The organism is Mesorhizobium sp. M7A.F.Ca.US.011.01.1.1, from assembly GCF_003998295.1.
Lineage (GTDB): Bacteria > Pseudomonadota > Alphaproteobacteria > Rhizobiales > Rhizobiaceae > Mesorhizobium.
Genome location: NZ_RZRT01000042.1, coordinates 1 through 18272, shown reverse-complemented (window position 1 = coordinate 18272; position 18272 = coordinate 1). Strand labels below are relative to the sequence as shown.

The 18272-nt window shown below is 61.0% G+C and carries 14 protein-coding genes and 2 pseudogenes; 10 read left to right on the top strand and 6 right to left on the bottom strand.

Annotated elements, in window-relative coordinates:
* Positions 1–13: 13 nt before the first annotated feature.
* The 5 genes from glf to EOA13_RS27420 form a co-directional block, all read right to left on the bottom strand.
* Positions 14–1156: a UDP-galactopyranose mutase gene (gene glf / locus EOA13_RS27440; protein ID WP_127296714.1), complete on the bottom strand. Its 1143-nt coding sequence runs from the start codon at positions 1154–1156 to the stop codon at positions 14–16.
* Between the two features lie 336 nt (positions 1157–1492).
* Complete coding sequence (locus EOA13_RS27435) at positions 1493–4963, bottom strand: AAA family ATPase (RefSeq protein ID WP_127296713.1); 3471 nt, start codon at positions 4961–4963, stop codon at positions 1493–1495.
* Complete coding sequence (locus EOA13_RS27430) at positions 4960–6219, bottom strand: DNA repair exonuclease (protein ID WP_127296712.1); 1260 nt, start codon at positions 6217–6219, stop codon at positions 4960–4962. Before EOA13_RS27430 ends, EOA13_RS27435 begins: the two co-directional genes overlap by 4 nt.
* Positions 6220–6527: 308 nt before the next feature.
* A complete protein-coding gene (locus tag EOA13_RS27425) occupies positions 6528–7223 on the bottom strand; it encodes an SMC-Scp complex subunit ScpB (protein ID WP_127296711.1) in 696 nt (231 codons plus the stop codon).
* A 5-nt stretch (positions 7224–7228) separates the two neighbouring features.
* On the bottom strand, positions 7229–8266 hold the full coding sequence (locus EOA13_RS27420) for a DUF1403 family protein (protein ID WP_127296710.1): 1038 nt from the start codon (positions 8264–8266) through the stop codon (positions 7229–7231).
* Positions 8267–8391: 125 nt separating this feature from the next.
* On the opposite strand from EOA13_RS27420, the gene EOA13_RS27415 reads away from it, so the two are divergent.
* The 7 genes and pseudogenes from EOA13_RS27415 (at position 8392) to EOA13_RS27380 (ending at position 15697) form a co-directional block, all read left to right on the top strand.
* Complete coding sequence (locus tag EOA13_RS27415; protein ID WP_127296709.1) at positions 8392–9600, top strand: site-specific integrase; 1209 nt, start codon at positions 8392–8394, stop codon at positions 9598–9600.
* Between the two features lie 109 nt (positions 9601–9709).
* Positions 9710–9889 (top strand): hypothetical protein, encoded by a 180-nt coding sequence (locus tag EOA13_RS27410; protein ID WP_245486246.1) that lies wholly within the window; start codon positions 9710–9712, stop codon positions 9887–9889.
* Between the two features lie 1215 nt (positions 9890–11104).
* Positions 11105–12307 carry a plasmid partitioning protein RepA gene (repA, locus tag EOA13_RS27400; protein ID WP_127296708.1) on the top strand — a complete coding sequence of 401 codons (1203 nt, stop codon included), beginning with the start codon at positions 11105–11107 and terminating at the stop codon, positions 12305–12307.
* Positions 12308–12384: 77 nt separating this feature from the next.
* The gene (repB, locus tag EOA13_RS27395; protein WP_127296707.1) at positions 12385–13350 is read left to right on the top strand and encodes a plasmid partitioning protein RepB; all 966 of its coding nucleotides are present in this window, start codon (positions 12385–12387) and stop codon (positions 13348–13350) included.
* 155 nt (positions 13351–13505) lie between these two features.
* Entirely contained in the window at positions 13506–14711 is a 1206-nt protein-coding gene (repC, locus tag EOA13_RS27390; protein WP_127296706.1) for a plasmid replication protein RepC, read from the top strand.
* Positions 14712–14799: 88 nt separating this feature from the next.
* A complete protein-coding gene (locus tag EOA13_RS27385; RefSeq protein WP_127296705.1) occupies positions 14800–15222 on the top strand; it encodes a DUF2384 domain-containing protein in 423 nt (140 codons plus the stop codon).
* Positions 15219–15697, top strand: a pseudogene (locus tag EOA13_RS27380) (RES family NAD+ phosphorylase). The gene EOA13_RS27385 and the pseudogene EOA13_RS27380 overlap by 4 nt, the downstream one beginning before the upstream one ends.
* 132 nt (positions 15698–15829) lie before the next feature.
* Here the strand turns inward: EOA13_RS27380 and EOA13_RS27375 are convergent.
* Positions 15830–17002, bottom strand: coding sequence for a tyrosine-type recombinase/integrase (locus EOA13_RS27375; protein ID WP_127296704.1), 1173 nt, complete (start codon positions 17000–17002; stop codon positions 15830–15832).
* An 83-nt stretch (positions 17003–17085) separates the two neighbouring features.
* On the opposite strand from EOA13_RS27375, the gene EOA13_RS27370 reads away from it, so the two are divergent.
* The 3 genes and pseudogenes from EOA13_RS27370 to EOA13_RS27360 form a co-directional block, all read left to right on the top strand.
* Complete coding sequence (locus EOA13_RS27370) at positions 17086–17388, top strand: type II toxin-antitoxin system Phd/YefM family antitoxin (RefSeq protein ID WP_127296703.1); 303 nt, start codon at positions 17086–17088, stop codon at positions 17386–17388.
* A gap of 9 nt (positions 17389–17397) precedes the next feature.
* Entirely contained in the window at positions 17398–17829 is a 432-nt protein-coding gene (locus EOA13_RS27365; RefSeq protein ID WP_127296702.1) for a plasmid maintenance toxin (PemK-like), read from the top strand.
* Positions 17830–18053: 224 nt separating this feature from the next.
* Positions 18054–18272: pseudogene (locus EOA13_RS27360) on the top strand (hypothetical protein); the annotation flags it as partial.

Genomic DNA, 18272 nt, shown 5'->3' with positions numbered 1-18272 from the left:
GGTTTGCAGCTCCTCAAGAGGCGGTAATGTTGTCCATTCTATCGACTTTGCAAATGGTCCTGAAGAGCGCCAGAGCCGCCCCGACGGCCTGGTCCATATTGTAGTAGCGGTAGTCACCGAGACGGCCGCAGAAGAACACATCATCGCGTCTTTGAGCGAGCTCAAGGTAGCGATTGAGCAGCGTCTGGTTGGAGCCCTGAGGGATCGGATAGTAAGGCTCCGTCACGCCGGGGATATGCGCGGTTGCATACTCATAGAGCAGCGCGCTCCGCGGCCCAGTCTCGCCAGTTAGATGCTTCATCTCAGTGATGCGTGTATAGGGTTCCTTGCCGGGGTAGTTGACCGTGCCGACGGGCTGAAACCGAGCCGCCTCGATCATCCGCTCCTGGAAGCGGATAGTGCGATAGGGCAACTGGCCAAACTGGTAATTGAAGAATTCATCGATAGGGCCTGTAAAGATGATCCGCGCTGACGGATATCGCGTGGCGATGGCGCGGTAGTCGGTGCCGAGCAGCAGAGAAATATTGGGATGATTAAGCATACGGTCAAAAAGAGCAGTATATCCGGCCGCGGGCATCTGCTGCACTTTGTCCTGGAAATAGCGGTCGTCGCGGCTGACAAGCACCGGTACACGCGCGGTCACGGATGGGGAAAGCTCCTCAGGCCTAAGCCCCCATTGTTTGATTGTGTAGGTCAGGAAGACCTTCTCGTAGATGAACGTCGAAAGTTCCCGCATGTGAGGATCGTTCAACGCCATCAATTTTAGAATCGGGATGCGCCCGCCCTCACCGTATCGCTCCGTAAGCAGCGTCGCGTAGCGGGTAGCTTTGCCAACGGGAAAGACGGCATCGATCGTGTTTAAATTGAACGGCAACGGAACCAACTGCCCATCGATCGATGCCCGCACCCTGTGCTCATAGGGACGCCAATCAGAAAAAGGGCGCAAATAATCCCAAACTTGAAGGGAGTTAGTATGAAAAATATGCGGTCCGTACTGGTGGACCAACAGCCCAGCTGCATTGCGTCTGTCATGGGCGTTGCCCCCTATATGGTTTCGTCGCTCGACGACCAGCACTCGCTCGTTGCGCTGGCTCGCAATGCGTTCGGCTAAAGTGGCTCCGGTGAAGCCAGCACCAACAACGACCCAGTCGACCATTCACAGTTCACTCGTTCATGGAGCCCCTTCCAGCGGGAATCGCGTAGAAAGGGTGGCGATTAGAACCCAGCTTGATGGATGTCCGTTAACGGCGCAATCTCGATCGCGCAGGTCCCATCAATGGGATGTCAGCTTTCAAAATGCTACTAAGCCGATTTCCCCGGTCCACATGGCGTCGGCCTTCCGGGCGGCAGCTTTCAGGATTCGGGGCAAGACCGGTTAATGGCGAACATTAGGCGCAAAGCTGACACCAAAGCCGGCGCTTGGAATGTCGATTAGGAGCTAAGGGGAAATCGAACGGCACGGTATTTCCGCAGCGCATCAAGAAGTCCAATCTCATCCGAGCTCATGGACCGCTACGCCCGGCACTACAGCCTTGGCGATCTCGCACAGGTGCTGGTGGTGCGTCAGGTAGATTACCTGACCTGCACTGGCCATCTCCCCAAACAGCCGGAAAACCTCCTCGGACCGGACATGGTCGAAGGTCTCCATGATGTCATCGGCGATGAATGGAACTGAGGGTCGGCACTGTGCGAACTCGTAATACCCGGCAAGCCTGAGCGCCAAGTAGAGCTGAAAACGTGCCCCTTTTGACAGCGCATCGGCGACCTTGGATTGCCCGTCACGCTGCAACGCGATGAGCACTTCCCCACCCTTCACGGGCTGGGTTGTCAGGCCAGAGTACTGGCCGCGCGTCATGAGAGCGAAGGCGTCCGACGCGCGCTCCATCATCCCGGAGCGATGACGTTCACGGTAGACGCGCAAAGCATTGCCAGCCGACATTATTCCCAATTTCAGCTCGATATAGCGGACGGCCTTTTCCTCGATTTCCAGAAGGACAGTGCGCCGTTCGGCATCGATGCGGGCAACAGCGCTGTCGCCGCCAATGGCGCCCAGTTTGTCGGTCGCGCGTGTCTGCCGGATGAGCTGCTGCTGTATCGCCTCGTCAAGGTCGTGAAGCCGTTGCTCGGCTTCGGCCTTCTCGATTGCGAGACTGTCTAGATCGACAGCATCCAATATCGAACGCGCCTGCTCGAACCCTTCCACCGCGAGTTCGGACGACACCTGCTCCTCAAGTTCGGCCACGGCTGTGCGCAGGCGGTCCCTGTCCCGCAGCAGTTCGTCGCGTTGCACGACCTCCGCGAGCGTGGCCACGCCAAAGACGCTCAGGACCTCGTGTTTTCGCCGCTCATGCGCGGAAACCTCGGCATCGAGGATCGCACGCCCATCCTGCAGGCGCTGCAGGTCATTGACGAGGCTTGCTTTGGCCTTGCGCATGCGCTCGGCGCGCTCCAGGCGCTGGGCAAGGCGGATCGCCAGCTGTTCCGGTTCGTCGTCGTCGGCCGCCTCGCCCGCATCGGCTGCAACGGCCGTAACCTCGACCAGAAAATTGTCCCTGTCGGCCACCATCTTTTCGATGCGCAGTTGCATGCCGTGCCGGTCCTGAAGGCTCTTGGACAGTTCAGCCAGTTGATCAAGGACGCCGCCCATGCCGGGCACCGAGATGCCACTCTCCAGCCAGGTCCCCTTGAGCGCTTCGGCAATACCGGCCTGCCATTCATCCTCACGTCGCTCCGCGACTTCGACAGCGCGGCGCCTGGCGGCCAGATCCTCTTGCCTTGTCCCAACCGTCTTGAGCGCCTCGGTGCGCTCTGCGTCCACCTTGAACTGTCTCTCAAGAAACAGCTCTGCCACGGCCATGACCGTCTCCAGGCTGTCACCAGCATCCGAAGCGACGCCGACGCTCGCCAGCGCGCCGCTCAACTCCAGCCGTATTCGGCCTTCCTCATCAACCGCCCGCTCGGCCTTCTTGCGCGAAAGCTCGATCTCCTCCCGGGCCCCGAGCGCATCGATGCGGGCAGCGATGCGATCCTCGATCAGTTCGATCAGCTGCTCGGGGGATGTTTCGTGGCACGGTCCGAGCAGCTCTCTGGCGACCGTGCGTATTTCCAAGAGCAAAGCCTCCCGATCTGAGCCGTTGCGGGCAAGTTGATCATGCGCATGCGCGATGGTGGCCGCAGTTTCTGCGAGGTTGCGGTTTGTGCTGCGAATTTCGACCAGTTCCCGGGCGTTGGCCAAACGGCCTGCGCCGACACTGTCGTCTCGGGCCAGTGTTGCCGCGAAATCATCCGCCGTTTCCCCAGTCAGGCCATGGCGATGCCTTGCCCAGGCGTCGTCGCGGGCACGCCGAACGACGTCGGCCGCATCATCGTCGGTGACATCGACCGAGGCACGAAGGGCATCCAGCCGCACCGACAGCAAGTCGTGATTGTCCTGGTGCTGGGCAAGACGCTCGGAAACGACGCCCCTGCTCTTTTCGAGCTCTGCTGCAAGCGCCTTCCATGCGCCAAGCTGTCCAGCATTCGGAATGGCGACCCTGGCCAATGCCTGAGCATCTCCCGACCAGGGATGCAAGCGCGCGATCGCGGCCTCCCATCGAATTGCGCCGGCATCCACGGCCTCGCGTGCCGCCTTGATTTCCCTCAAGTGCCCACTCGCCCTTGCCGTTGACACAGCCGAGGCCAGTCTTGCCCTGGCAGGCTCGGGCACGGCCCGTTCTTCGCCAACCCGCTCGCGTGCCGCCTGAAGCGCATCAGCGGCTGCCGCAGCCTCGTCGCGCGCGACGCGCACGCTGGTAACGATCCCGGATCGCTGCTCGACCATGGTGCGGACAGCGCCGATGGTTGCAGCAGGCAAGAGCAGTCTGGCAGGTTCTGGCTCGCAGGATCGTCCGAGGGCAGCAAGGCAGATCGTCACGGCATTGTTGAGGATCTGCAGCTCGGTCCTGCGACTTGGCAGGTCCAGACCGGCCGAGACGTAGCGCACTTTGCGGTCGGCCAGACCGCGAACCCGCTCGGAGATCGCCAGGATCACCGCATCCACATCGACCGAGGCGATTTTCGTCGTCACCCGCTCGAGCTCGTCCACACTCGCAGATAGCCGTGTTCTCAGACTGGCGTCGGTCTCGATCATGTCGGCGACGCTGCCCGTCCAGGTCCGTGACGGTGAAGCGATCTCAGGCAGCTCGGCCAGTTGGGCTTCCTTACGTCGGATATCGGCAAGGATCGGGATCGCGCGAAGATACTTCGCGATCGTATCGAGCCGAGCCGACAGCACCGACCGTTCGGCGATGCTGCGGTCGTATTTTTCTGTCGCGTCGAGACGCTCGGCTTCAAGGCTCTCATAAGTCGACGCCAAGGTGTCGATCGCGTCCCTCCCGGACTTCAGTTCCGCAAGCCGCTTCTTGAGCAGCGCAAGCTCGGTTCCGTGTGCCTGCTTGCGATAGAGCCTGTCCGCTTCGGTCTCGAGTACGCTCAATGTATCACTTGCGTGCCCGAGGCCGGCGCTCGCCGTAAACAGCAACTTGCCCAGGTCGCCGCGCGATTCCAGGATTGATTTTCCACCTGCTTCTAGCGTTTCGTCATCAAGCGAGAACATGGTCGCGTAGGCGGCCCGGGACAGACCAGCGAGGTGAGCCGTTATCGCCACTTCGCTGACAGGCTGGCCCGTTGCGTTCAACAACGCGTTGCTGCGCTGTTTCGTCCTTGTGAACGAATGCTCGGCGCCACCGAGTTCGAGCACGCCGCCGATGCGCATGGCACTGTACTCGTGCAGGAAATTGTAACGGCTGCGCTCTTCGATGCCGAACAGCAGGTCGAGATAGCCAGACAGTGCCGTCGACTTGCCGGCCTCGTTCAGCCCGAACACGATGTGCAGGTCGGGCCCGGATTCCGGCTTGGGACCGAATTCGATCGTCCGGTCGGTAAACTTGCCATAGCGGATCAGGTCAAGGCGCCGCAACCTCATTGCGATCCACCTGCCTTGAGGCGGGCGGTGACCAGGTCGGCGCCGCTGTCAAGCACTCTGTCGAGAAAGGCTTCCAACCCGGCCTCGTCCTTGCCGCCGAAGTCGCGCCCGTCGGGCGGCAGGTCGGCAATCATCTTCTGGACGAGTGCCCTCGCCTCGGAACGGAAGGCTTGCGAGCCGGCGTCAGTGCGCATGGATTGAGCGAGTTCGAAAATCGGATCCGCGATGCCCTCGGAGGTTTCCGCTGCGGGCGGCGAGACGTTAAGCTCGAGCTTCTCCACCCACGTGTCACCCGTCTGTTCCGCGACCTGCTCGGCTTCTGCGAGCAGCAGGTCGCGGTCACGGATCAGCGCCCAGGATAGAGGCGACGCTCCGGTCAGGCCGAGACGGACCACAACATGACGGGACCTGACGGCAGTCCTGACGTCTTGCAGCGCGGATCGGATTCGTCCGACGACCTCGGACCACTCGACCGTCCCGGTCAGGTCGACGCTCAGCCGCTCGAATTGTGCAACACTGGTCAGCCTTTCCTCGATTTCGATGGAGCGGTCGTCACGTATCGTCACCAGGGTAACGGATTTCTCGCCGGCCTCGTTGATGTCCCTGCCTTGCGGTATTCCCGGCATGACTGCTGTGCTTGCACCCGGATGGACCTGGCGAGAATGGATGTGTCCGAGCGCCCAGTAATCAAAACCATGAGCATGCAGGTCGGCCACACTGCAAGGCGCATAGATATCATGACCGGGCGATCCGGCCAGGCTGGTGTGCATCATGCCGACATTGACCGCCCCTTCGCGGGCGGCAGGATATTTGGGCAGCAGGCTGTCCGGCGCCTTGGGGCTGGCAAAGCTCAAGCCATGAAATACGACGTCCAGACCGCCGGCCGTCTGCAGCACCGATTGGGGACGGCCGCTGAAGATGGTGACCGTGTCGGGAAACACCAGCTGCTTCGAAATCCGCGACAGGGCGTCATGATTGCCTCGGATCTTGAAAACCCGGATACCGGCCTGGTCCAGCCGCGTCATCTGTGAGGCCAGGAATCGTGCCGTTTTCATCGACGTCTGGTCGCCATCGTAAAGATCGCCGGCGATGACCAGCACATCGACACGCTCCGCAAGGCAGAGATCGACAATGGAGACAAACGCCTGACGGCTGGCGTCTCCGACGAGTTCGGCAAGGTCGCCGTTTCGCATCGCCAGCGAACGCAGCGGCGAGTCGAGATGGATGTCGGCGGTGTGAACGAATCGAAATGGCATGACACTGGCTCCGGTCCGAGCATAACGGCGTTCGGCTGCGGCTCGAAACGAAAAATCTCAAGATACGGGGTGTTGGCTCTCGAGCTAGTGGCGATGTGTAGGGTATGATCCCGGATACCGAGCGGAAGCGTTCCTTCGAGCTGTATCGCAACAGCTTGTCTGGTTTGTCCATCATCACTTTCGACGAGCTGCTAGCGAAGCTGAAATCCCTTCGCGAGCTCCTTTCGGCTAAGCCGGCATAGCGGCATGGCGCTGGACCTCTGCAACGCCAGGGACCCCTGGTATCAACGCGCAGCATATTCGCTCGTCTAGTCTCCGACGTCCTCTTGGTCGGAGGCAAAATCGGGGACGATGTCCCCCGCCAGCAGCTTGTCTTTCGATAGCAGTCCGGCATCCTCGAGCGCCTCGAAATCCGGCAGGTCGCGCAGCGTGTCGAGCCCGAACTCCAGCAGGAATTTTTTCGTCGTCACATAGGTGTAGGGCGCGCCCGGCGTTGGGCTGCGCGGACCGGAAGCGATCAGGCCGGCACCGCGCAGATGACCAATAAAATCGCGACTGATCTCCTTGCCGAAGAAAGACGACAGTTCGGCGCGGGTGATCGGCTGGAAGTAGCCGATGCACATCAGCACCAAAACCTCCGACTGCGTAAGGTCGGCCGTCTTCCCACTTCCACCTACAGCAGCGCGGATGGCGTCTGCATAGGCAGGCCGGGTCAAATGTTTCCAGCCGCCGGCGACGGCGATCAGGTCGTAGGGCCGCCCGCGCAGCTCTTCGCGGATGTCGTCGATGAGAAGGTCGATGCTGCAACCTTTGCCAACGATGCGGGTGAGTATCTCGCGGGTGACCGGCTCGCTGGCGGCAAAAATGGTCGCTTCGACGCGGTTCATCCATTCACGCCACCTTGCCTCCGGCGGCAGATGATCCAGCTCACGGTCAAACAGCTGGTCAGCTGTTCGACGGTCATCTGACTGTCCCTTCCCTTGTCGGCGCGTAGCTTCCGCCATCGCTTTCAGATCCCGTAGATGCGGAAGGTCGCGCGACCTGACAGTTCACGCACGGCACCGAGCTCGACCAGCCGGTCGAACAGGCGGCGCAGGCCGCGATCGCTCATGCCGGCGATTTGTTCCGAGGCGACGATCGCGTCGTCAGAGAGCAGCTTTTCCACGACGACGTCCGCCGCCTTGGCCCTGAGTTTCGGCGCAACCGCAAGCAGCCGGTCCGCGCGGCGCTCAAGTTCGGCGAAAAGATCAATGGCGCGCAGCGCGGCGTGCGCCTGGGCGGCAAGCAGACTTTTGGCGCGCTCAGGATCTGACTCAGTGCTTGTCGCGGCAGAGGCGACTGCCGATCGACGCGAGCGACCGCTTGTGCCCAAAGCCCCCCCCGCGCCCAACAACGGAACGGCGTGGGTCCAGCCCAGCCGTTGCGCCAGCAGGGCGTCCGCGAGCCAACATCCGAAGGCTCGTGCGAAGCCATATCGTTCGGCGGCCGTGAACGCGCCGGTCAGCATGCCGACCATTCCGATGCTCGCGGAAAGCTGTCGAAGATCATCTGCCAGGTCGCCGACTGCGTCGTCGTCGCGGCGGAGACCGAGGTCATCCAGCACCGCGCCGATGCTCGCCTCGGTCAGCAGTTTCTCGGCAGACGTGCCGGCCAGCCGGCGCCAAGCCAGCAGCATCGATCCGGCGGGACCGACGGACAAAAAATCGCCCGGCCGCGTGAGCAGCACCGCATCGCGCAATGCTGCCTCATCTTCGACGCGGCCCGCCTGCTTTGCCGTTGCCGCGGCCGCCGCAAGCGCCAGCCGCTGCCGCCAGGCGCCAGCCCAGCGCTCCTGCCGGCGGACCACCGCATCGAGCGCGCCGATGGCAGCGCCGGCGGCGAGCGCGACATCCTCAAGGTCAGTTAGCCCTACGGCTTGTCCCGCAAGGCTTTGTGCATCCGGGACGGCCCGGCGCAGCCAGGCCGGCACAGTCCCCATCGGCGCGGTGGAAGGGGCACCGGCAAGCGCGGGGTAGTGGTGCGGAAAAGGTTTGGGACGCAGAATCATCGCAACCACGATGAATCACGGCGGCGCTTTTGGCAACCGAAATGGATAGAAAGCGCTGCGCCTGTCGTGCGAGATAAACGAACGATAATGTTGCATTATCGTTCGTTTTGCTCTCTAAGTGAGAAATGGCTGTTTTCATCGAGCAGAAGCCAAGAAATCACCCTCAGCAGGGCTCCGCATTGTCCCACAGCACGGGGGCCGATGTCGATCAACTCGCGGCGCAGACGTCGGCCGACGACCTGCTTGATATTGTCGGTGTCGTGCTCGCTGTGAGCCAGACCGCGCACGATCCCGAGAATGGCGAAAAGTCCTCTGCCCCGCTGCCGGCGTCCGGTTCGGAGCCAACGTTTGGCCTGCCGGCGCATCTGGGAAAACTCGCCGATCGCGCCCGCGACTACGTTGAGGCGGCTAGCTCCGCCAACACCCGGCGCGCCTACGCCGCCGACTGGAAGCATTTTTGCGCCTGGGCGCGCCGCCAGAACATCGAGGTGTTGCCGCCCGATCCTCAGACCGTAGGCCTTTACATCACCGCGCAAGCCTCGGGATCTGGTCGGGAGAAAAAATCGGTGGCGACGATCGAGCGCCGCCTTTCTTCGCTGTCTTGGAATTATAGTCAGCGTGGCCAACCACTGGACAGGAAACACCGCTGCATCGCCACCGTGCTGGCCGGTATCCGCAACACCCACGCCTCCCCTCCCCTGCAGAAGGAAGCCATTCTGTCCGAGGATTTAATGGCCATGCTGGAAACCCTCGACCGCGGCACCCTGCGTGGCCTTCGTGATCGCGCCATGTTGCTGCTTGGCTTCGCTGGTGGCCTGCGTCGCTCGGAAATCGTCGGCCTCGATGTTGGCCGCGATCAGACCGAAGATTCTTCGGGCTGGATCGAGAGTTTTGACAAAGGCATGCTGGTGACGCTGCGGGGAAAAACCGGCTGGCGCGAGGTCGAGATCGGCCGCGGCTCCTCCGACGCCACCTGCCCGGTGGTCAACCTGCAGACCTGGTTGAAACACGCTCGTATCGCGCACGGACCGCTGTTCCGCCGTGTCACTGGCCAAGGCAAGGCCATGGGCGCCGAGCGGCTCAACTCCCAGGAAGTGGCGCGGCTGGTCAAGCGCACCGCGCTGGCTGCCGGTGTTCGTGGCGATCTGTCGGAAGGCGAGCGCGGGACCAAATTCTCTGGGCATTCGCTGCGCGCCGGCCTCGCTTCCTCGGCCGAGGTCGACGAGCGATATGTGCAAAAACAGCTTGGCCATGCCTCCGCGGAGATGACCCGTCGCTATCAGTGCCGGCGCGACCGGTTTCGGATCAACCTCACCAAGGCAAGCGGGCTGTAAACGCCCCTTTAGAGGGAGCCCGCCCCGACCAATAACCTCCGTTCGCGCGATCGCCTTGCTGCAATCACAATATGTCGACAGATTGCGGTTCTATCGACATGATTTGGCGATGTGTCGATGCCAACGGCAATCCGGCATAGCTAAACGACAGGCGGCATCGGTCTATCTGAAGGCCCTCGTCGACAATGGCCTGTTGCAAGAAGTCAAGGCTGGTCGCGAGAACCTCTATATCAATCCGGCCTTGCTGGCGCTTCTTACCGAGCGCGAGCCGGCGCAAGGCGGCCGGTGAAGCCCTCACCTTCCGACCGGCACTAAACCGCCCGGCCGTGCATCTCGCCCTCATCCGAAGAGGACCGTTTGATTGCCCTGGTTCCGGCATGTCTGATTCGTGCCTGGACTTTGTCGTCCGCTACATTTGCCGCCAAAATTGTTCATCCGAGGTCACCGTTGGCCAATGGCCAAGCACGATCCTTTCGGGGGCGCTCCTGCAAGAGTTGGCATGCCCACACCTGCCATTCCCACATTTGCATCCGGTCACCCTGCCAGCATGGTTGGGGCGTGAGCGCCGCCACAGCATCGATTTGACAGCGAACTGCCGCCCACGGCTTTTCGGCCAGCAACTGAGTTTTTTGAGGGACCGCGATCAGCGGCGAGGATGCCCGCTGTCTTCATCCTATCGTCTCACTGGGAGCGGCACGACATTCTCGTGGCTTGGCAGATCGAAAACCATTGCCAATTGGCGTGTCGTGGCCATTCGACGACCAACTCTTCAATGGATTGATCGGGTAAACCGGTCTTGACCCTTTGGCGAACCAGCCCGGCGAGCTTATGCACTTGACCGGAACCATGTGAGGATGCTCATCGAGCAACTTACTGATCTCGATCACCACGTCAGCATCGATGTTCTTTGGCAATTCACACATAGGCGGGCCCTAAACATGAAGATGCGAGCAGTCTGAAAGTGATCTTGCGCACGTGCCCGCCCCGACGTGCCTGCCGGCACTACACCGCTATCGCCCTACACCAAGGGAATGCGTCAGTCAGTCCGGCGAGTCCAGAAATGTCGGCTCGAGCCGGCATCCCCTCCCCAACCCGGTGTATTCTCGCGAGCGAGCGTCCAGACCACGTCCACGGTGATCTGAACTCCGGGCGGCCATTGGCGCGCCCAGCGGTCCTGCCCCGACCTCGACTGAGATCTAGGCGGCCGTGTTCCGCGTGCGGCCGCTTGCAGTCCCTGCCCGACAAGTATGACTTTACTGCCGTAAAAAATGGCATTTGTTGCAGAGAAAACATGTGTTTAGCTCAGGAGAGCGGGACAAATATGGGCTTCCGCACATGAGCATTGGCTTCATGACCTCAGCTGCAACCGGCAGTAAAAAGCGCCTCGGGCTCGTTGACCTTTTGTTAACCTAAAACTTCTTGCCGCGGTTGGCCGAATCGGAGCTTAATGGCGCTTGTTGAGTGGATTGCTTACAAAAAGCGCCAATTCAGGTTTTGACGAGAAATGAACATTGCCATGCGGCTGCCACGCTTCGAGTTCGATAACACGATCATCGAGCAGGGCGAAGAGATATCGCGGCGACTGAATCAGCTTCGTATGGAGAAGTTCCCGCCCAATGCGACCAAGACCCTCCGGTCCTTTTCGATGGCGGAGGTAGCCCACTATCTCGGAGTATCGCAGAACAATCTGAAGCGCCTCCATCTGGAACGCAAGGGCCCCCTGCCCGAGCAGATACCGTCGGGACGCCGATCCTATACCGCCGAGCAGATGCTTGAGCTGCGTCATTTCCTGGACCGACACGGCAGGACCGAGGTCAAGAAATACGTCCCGCACCGCAAGCCTGGCGACAAGCTCCAGGTTGTCGCTGTCGTCAACTTCAAGGGTGGCAGCGGCAAGACAACCACCGCAGCTCACCTCGCCCAGCATCTAGCTCTGACGGGCCATCGCGTCCTTGCCGTCGATCTCGACCCGCAAGCCTCGCTGTCCGCCTTGCATGGCTTCCAGCCGGAACTTGATCGGAACCTCTCTGTATATGAGGCGATCCGTTATGACGACGAGCGCAAGCCGATCTCCGACGTGATCGTGCCGACGAATTTTCCCGGTCTGGATATCATTCCAGCCAGTCTTGAACTGCAGGAGTATGAGTACGACACGCCGCTCGCCATGCAGGACAGAACGTCGAACGTAGGTCGCCAGTTCTTCACCAGGCTTGCAGGGGCGTTATCGGAGGTGGACGACCGCTATGACGTCGTGATTGTCGATTGCCCTCCGCAACTCGGCTATCTGACTTTGACGGCGATGTCGGCGGCGACATCTGTCCTCATCACGGTTCACCCTCAAATGCTCGACCTGATGTCCATGAGCCAGTTCCTGCTGATGCTCGGCGGCATCTTGAAGACCATCAAGGCGGCCGGTGCAGCAATCGAGCTCGATTGGTTTCGCTACCTGATCACGCGCTACGAACCGACAGACATCCCGCAGGCGCAGATGGTTGGCTTCATGCAGTCAATGCTGGCTGGCCAGATTCTGGAAAATCCGATGCTCAAGTCGACGGCCATTTCGGATGCGGGGCTGACGAAACAGACACTCTACGAGGTCGAGAAGTCGTCCTTTACCCGCTCTACCTACGACCGCGCACTGGAATCACTGGATGCGGTGAACTCAGAGATCGCGACGCTCATCCATCGCGCTTGGGGGCGGTCATGACGGCGGGTTTTACGGCAGTAAATAATGGGAATTTTAGTCGTGAAATCAGTCGACTAACCGAGAATCGGAGCGATTGAATGGCACGCAAGGACATATTTGGCAGCGTTATGGGCCCCGCGGCGTCGGTCGCGAACGTCAAGGACGTCTCAGCCTATGCCGCTCGCGGCGCTTCCCGCTCGATTATGCAGTCGTTCGAGGAACTCTCGAAGAGTTCGGTCGTCGATCTCGATCCGGCATTGGTCGATACGTCATTCGTTTCCGACCGCATGGACGATGACGATGAGGCTTTCCAGGAACTGCTGGCAGCTATTCGTGAGAGAGGGCAGGATTCGCCGGTTCTGGTCAGGCCTCACCCCGAGGTTTCGGGCCGCTTCCAAACCGTCTTTGGCCACAGGCGCGTCAGGGTCGCGCGCCAGTTGGACCGACCGGTCCGCGCCGTCGTCAAGAAGATGGACGATAGGGACCATGTCATCGCCCAAGGCCAGGAGAACGCCGCCAGAGCCGATTTGTCCTTCATTGAGCGAACGCTTTTTGCAGACCGCATTCTCAAGCGAGGCCATTCCCCGGATACAGTGAAATCAGCTCTTTCGCTCGACGACACGACTTTCTCGAAGATGCGTTCTGTGATCAGCACCATTCCAGAGCAGGTGATTGTTGCGGTGGGTGCGGCCAAGGGCATTGGCCGAGACCGCTGGTGGCAGCTTGCCAAGCTCATGGAGCATCCTGGTGCTGCGGCGAGGGCAGCCGAGTGCGTGGCAATCGCGGATTTCGCGCAGTCAGGCGGTGAGGCCCGTTTTGCCCGTCTGTTCGACTTTGTGAGCGCCCCGGTGAAGCGCCCGCAGGCGGCATCGAAGCCCCAGGAGCGGGCTTGGGTACCCCAGGATAAATCAGTTCGAGCCAAGATCACCGACACGGGAAAAGTGTTCACGCTTGCCTTGAAATCCAAGGAAGCGTCGCCCTTCGGCGCATTCATTGCCGGCAAGCTCGATGAGCTTTTCGAAGCTTTTCGGGAGTCGGAAATGGCGAAGAAAACAGGAGACTAAGACCGCAAAAGAAAAAGGCCCCCGAACGTCACCGTCGCGGAAGCCCTTCTCAAGTCTGTAGCAAGCTGAGAATCGCACTTCCCCGAATCACTGTCAAGAGTCGTGGTGCCGTTTCGGCGAGCAGATTTCTTTTGCCTGATTGAAAGGTGAGGGAAATGGAGAGTGGGTATGGAACGACGCCTTTTGGGCGGCGGCCGATGACGCTTGCGCTGGTGCAAGCGAACGCGGCATCACGAGAGATTCCTGATGGAGCCCTCGTCGAGAAGTGGCAGGTCTATCGTTGGTTGTGCGAAGGCAAGGTTGTCGTAGGTGTGGGAGATCGCGCTCTGGCCGTGCTGAGCGGGCTCTTGTCCTTCTATCCGGACGACCAGATCAGCGAGGAGAACGGTCTGATGGTCTTCCCCTCGAACGCACAGTTGTCACTGCGCACACACGGTATGCCCAGTTCCACATTGCGGCGACAACTGGCCGAGCTGGTGAGTTGCGGCCTGATCATCCGCCGCGACAGTCCAAATGGCAAAAGGTTCGCCCGGAAAGGGAAGGGTGGCGCCATTGAGGAGGCCTTCGGATTCTCACTGGCGCCGCTGCTGACACGGGCCGCTGAGTTTCAGCGTGCTGCCGAACAGGTGCGCGCCGACAGCCAGGCGCTCAGGCTAATGAGGGAGCGGATAACCCTCCATCGTCGCGACATCCACAAACTTGTCGAGGCCGCGATCGAGGAGGGCGTTCCTGGCAACTGGGAGGCCGTCTGGAGACGGTTCAGAGCCATTGTAGATGCAATCCCGCGACGGGCAGGGCTGTCCGAACTGAAGGCGATCGTTGCCGAATTGACCAGACTTCATGACGAAGTGGATATGATGCTGGAAAACTTCATGAATTCCATGAATCCTAGCGCCAATGAGTCCCAAAATGAGCGGCAGCAATCTGATTCAAACACAGACTCCATTTTTGTATTTGAACCGGCTTTCGAGAAAAGCAGGGCGGCGGTCGAGCCAAGCCAGGCAGCCGCCGAGAAACCGAAGAGCTATCCGATCGGACTGGTGCTGAAAGCCTGCCCGGAAATTTCAGACTATGCCGTGCAAGGCATTGGAAATTGGCGCGATTTGATGATTACCGCCGTCCAGGTACGAGGCTACCTTGGTATTTCGCCCTCAGCATACGAGGAGGCTTGCCATGTGATGGGCCAGGAGACCGCCGCCATCGTGATTGCCTGCATCTTGCAAAGGGCGCAGCACATCAACTCGGCGGGCGGCTACCTGCGGGTTCTAACCGAAAAGGCAAGGGCAGGGGAGTTTTCGGTCGGGCCTATGCTGATGGCGGCGTTGAAGGCGAACGCTGTGACAGCAAAAATGGCCGGGTAGCCGTTGGCGGATCGGTCCGCGCTGATGCGGGGCTTGCATAGCGCATCATGTGAGACGATGTTTTGCCTCACATGGAATGGAGCGTGAGATGCTGGCGTTTGGAGATGTCGCCGACGTGTTGGGGCTGCCCATTGAGGAGGTGGCGTTGCGGTCGCCTTTCGGGCTGATCTCCCGGATCGAGAATGGACTTCCCATCGGGGCGCTCGAGCGCGTTGCGCATCTTCTGGCGCCTGGCGATTCTCAGTTCAAATACCGACTGATCTCCAAGGCGACCTACGAGCGGCGCAAGGCGGCACATCGTCTCTCGTCGGACGAGGGCACACGATTGGCCCGCGTCTGGAGTCTTGCTGTCGATGTCTGGCAGAACGAAGAGGAAGCGCGCGATTTCTTGTTTCGGCCGCACCCGTTGATTGAGGACAAGCGACCGATCGACATCGTTATCCTGAGCGAGTTCGGCGCCGAAATCGTGGTCGATATCCTCGCAGGTCTGAAGTACGGCAGGGCTGCGTGACGGCGCAGACTCTCGATCGCAGGCTATCGTCCTTTCGTATCGGTGGTCCGGCCGGCACCTACCGATCTTGGATGCGACCGGTTCGACAATCGCCAGGGCGATGGAACACCCGCGGATGTCCTATCATCTACACGAGCGAGCACTATTCGACGGCCCTGTTGGAAAAGCTGGTACATGGCAGTGGCCGCCTGCCGCCCAACCAGCACGACATCGAAATCTCGATCCCGCGCGAACTCAGCTACAAGGTCTTTTCGCAGCCGTCACTGCCCGGCTGGGACACCATGCCGGCGACCGTGAGCAAGGCATTTGGCGAAACCTGGTGTTTAGAACGGCGCAGCGTCATCCTGCTGGTGCCGAGTGTCGTGGCGCGTCTCGATTGCAATGTGCTGATCAATCCGGCGCATCCGGAGTTTCGAGGATCCAGACAGGTTTGCACCAGCCCGTCTACTGGGACAAGCGGCTGTTTGGCGCGTAACGGAGAACAGGAGAGGCTTTCTGTCGGCTGCAACCGGAGGCCGCGCGCACGCCGCGACAAGCGCGGCTGTCTCGGAACCAACAGTCCTGGAGCTGAAGCCGTAAGCTGTGATGTGTCGGATCGATCTGCGACTCAGACGATTATCCGCGCCGCTCGCCCGAGCGTGCGTTCGGCATCGTTGTAGTAGTTCGACGCCTGTTGCACCGAGCGATGCTGCGACTGCTGCATGGCTTCGGGCAGCGGAATGCCGCGGCGGGCGGTTTCGGTGAGATAGCCGGAGCGAAGGCCGTGGGCGGAAAACGCCGTTGGGTCGAGCCCGGCCTCGGCGACGCGGCGTTTCAGGATTAGATTGACCGCCTGCGGCGTCAGCGCGCGTTTTTCAAGATTGCCCCAACGGTCGATGCCGCGAAACACAGCGCCTTCGGTGACGCCGGCGCGCTCGAGCCAGTCCTTCAAAACCAACACCGGACGGCCGACGAGCAGAACGAACGCGTCGCTTTCGGCTTGTGTAGTCTTGGTGCGGCCAAGTCGGATCGACAGGCACGGCAGCTTATCGCCGTCGGGATTCTTCGGATTGGCCGGCACGGGCTCTTCTTCGACGATCTGCTCGAACCTGAGCGAAGCCATTTCGCTGCGGCGGCGGCCGCCCGACGCGAAGGCGGTGATGAGAAGGGCGCGGTCGCGCACGTCCACGAGGCGATCGCCGGCGCAGGCTTTAAGCATGACGGCCAGAATATCGGCGGTCACCGCCTTTTTGCTCTTGCGGCCGCGGGGACGGGCGCTGGCGCGCACCGCCAGTTTTACGGCGCTCTGCAGCCCCGGCCCATTGAATTTTCCCCTAAGACCGCGCCACTTGGTCAGCGTCGACCAGCTCGACAGACGCCGGCGCACGGTGGCGGGCGCGTGCGGTCCATCGCTGCGCAAAAGCCCTTGGGATTTCAGCGTCGCCGCAACGTCTTCGGGCATGCCGTGCGCTGGATCGGTCTCGCGTTTCGCGAAATCCCACAAATGGTGGGCGACGAATTTTATCAAAAACGCCTCCGGCGCTGGCCAGGGCAGCGGCTGCCCGGTCGCGGCGAGCGCCCAAGCCTCAAGATAGCCGAGGTCGGAGGCCAGCGCCCGCAGAGAATTTGCGCCGATGCCTTCTTTAGCCAGATGGCGCAGGGTGGCGACGTCGTCATCGGTCAAAAGCCCGGCGAGAAAATCGCGACGGTCGAAGGGCAGCACGGAATCGAGCGCGTCGAGGGCTTCGGCCCGTCTCGCGACGATTTCAGCGGTCTTGGCGTTGGCAAGCTGCCCTGTCATTAGCTTGGTTCCATCTGGTTACCGCCCGATATTTGCGAAAAGCCCGTAAAGCCCGTATATTCCGGAACAAAGGAGTTTTGGCCATGACCACCACCGTCACCGCCGCCGCCGTCTCGAAAAACTTTGGCGCCTATCAGGATGCCGCGGTCCGCGATCCGGTCATCATCACCAAGAATGGCCGCCCGCGCACCGTGCTGCTGGCCTACGAGGATTTTGTCCGGCTGTCGAAGCGCGACCGGCGGGTCGAACCGACAGCGGAGCTCAGCGCGGACGAAATCGCTTCGGTCGAAGCCTCCGAAATGGAGCCGGGTTTTGACCATCTCAACGACGAGCTCTCTGGGGCAAAACCCTCTGGGTCAAAAAATTCTCCGGGGCAAAAAGCCTGACGGAAAAAAATGCTGCCGGCTGAAATCAAGGTCGGCCATGTCTTCGGTTATTCCTATCTCTGGCGTTGGCAACACCGCGAGGGCCGCGAAGAAGGCGGCAAGGATCGGCCCTGCCTGGTGCTGGCGCTGGTCGCCATGCAGGAGGACGGCACTCCGGTCGTCCGTGTCCTGCCGATCACCCACACGCCGCCGTCCGTTCCCGCTGATGCCATCGAGATCCCGACCGCAGTCAAGCTGCGCTTGCGGCTTGACTGCGAGCGGTCGTGGATCGTTTTGACGGAAAGCAACCGGTTCGCCTGGCCAGGCCCCGACATCCGGCCGCTGGAGACGGAGAGCGGCTATTACGGGCCGCTGCCGCCGGCGTTGTTTGCCGCGGTCAAGCGCCGGTTTGTCGCCATCGCGACAGGCCAGGCGCACACCAGCACGTCGCGTACGGCGTGACGTCGGCAGGGCAGGGGCAGTCTCCATTAAGGCGTCTTCCAAGCGGGTTTCTGCCGCCCTCGCGGCCGGTGCTCGCGCCGAATCTAGCGCCTTTGGACTGCCAAGGCCATCACTATCGATAAGAGGTGATTATCGATAGTGTTATTTCTCCCTGAACAAATACGACGTAAGTCCAGGTAGATGCCCACTAGCTTGACCAACGCGAATCAGCCATCATGAAAACAATGGCTTACGCGCTCGACAAACTGCGCTTGGAAACCCTGATCGGGCCGGTTGCCCGCGCGACCGAGGTTTTGGTGCGCCTCGACGAGCGGATCGCCCGTTCGCCGATCCGCGACGGCTTGGTCGAGCGCCAGCATTTTGCCGACGCGGCTTCCGCGCTCTGGCTCGAGGGCGAACTCGTCCACCTCGAGGACCTGGTCCTGCACGACGCCCACATGGAC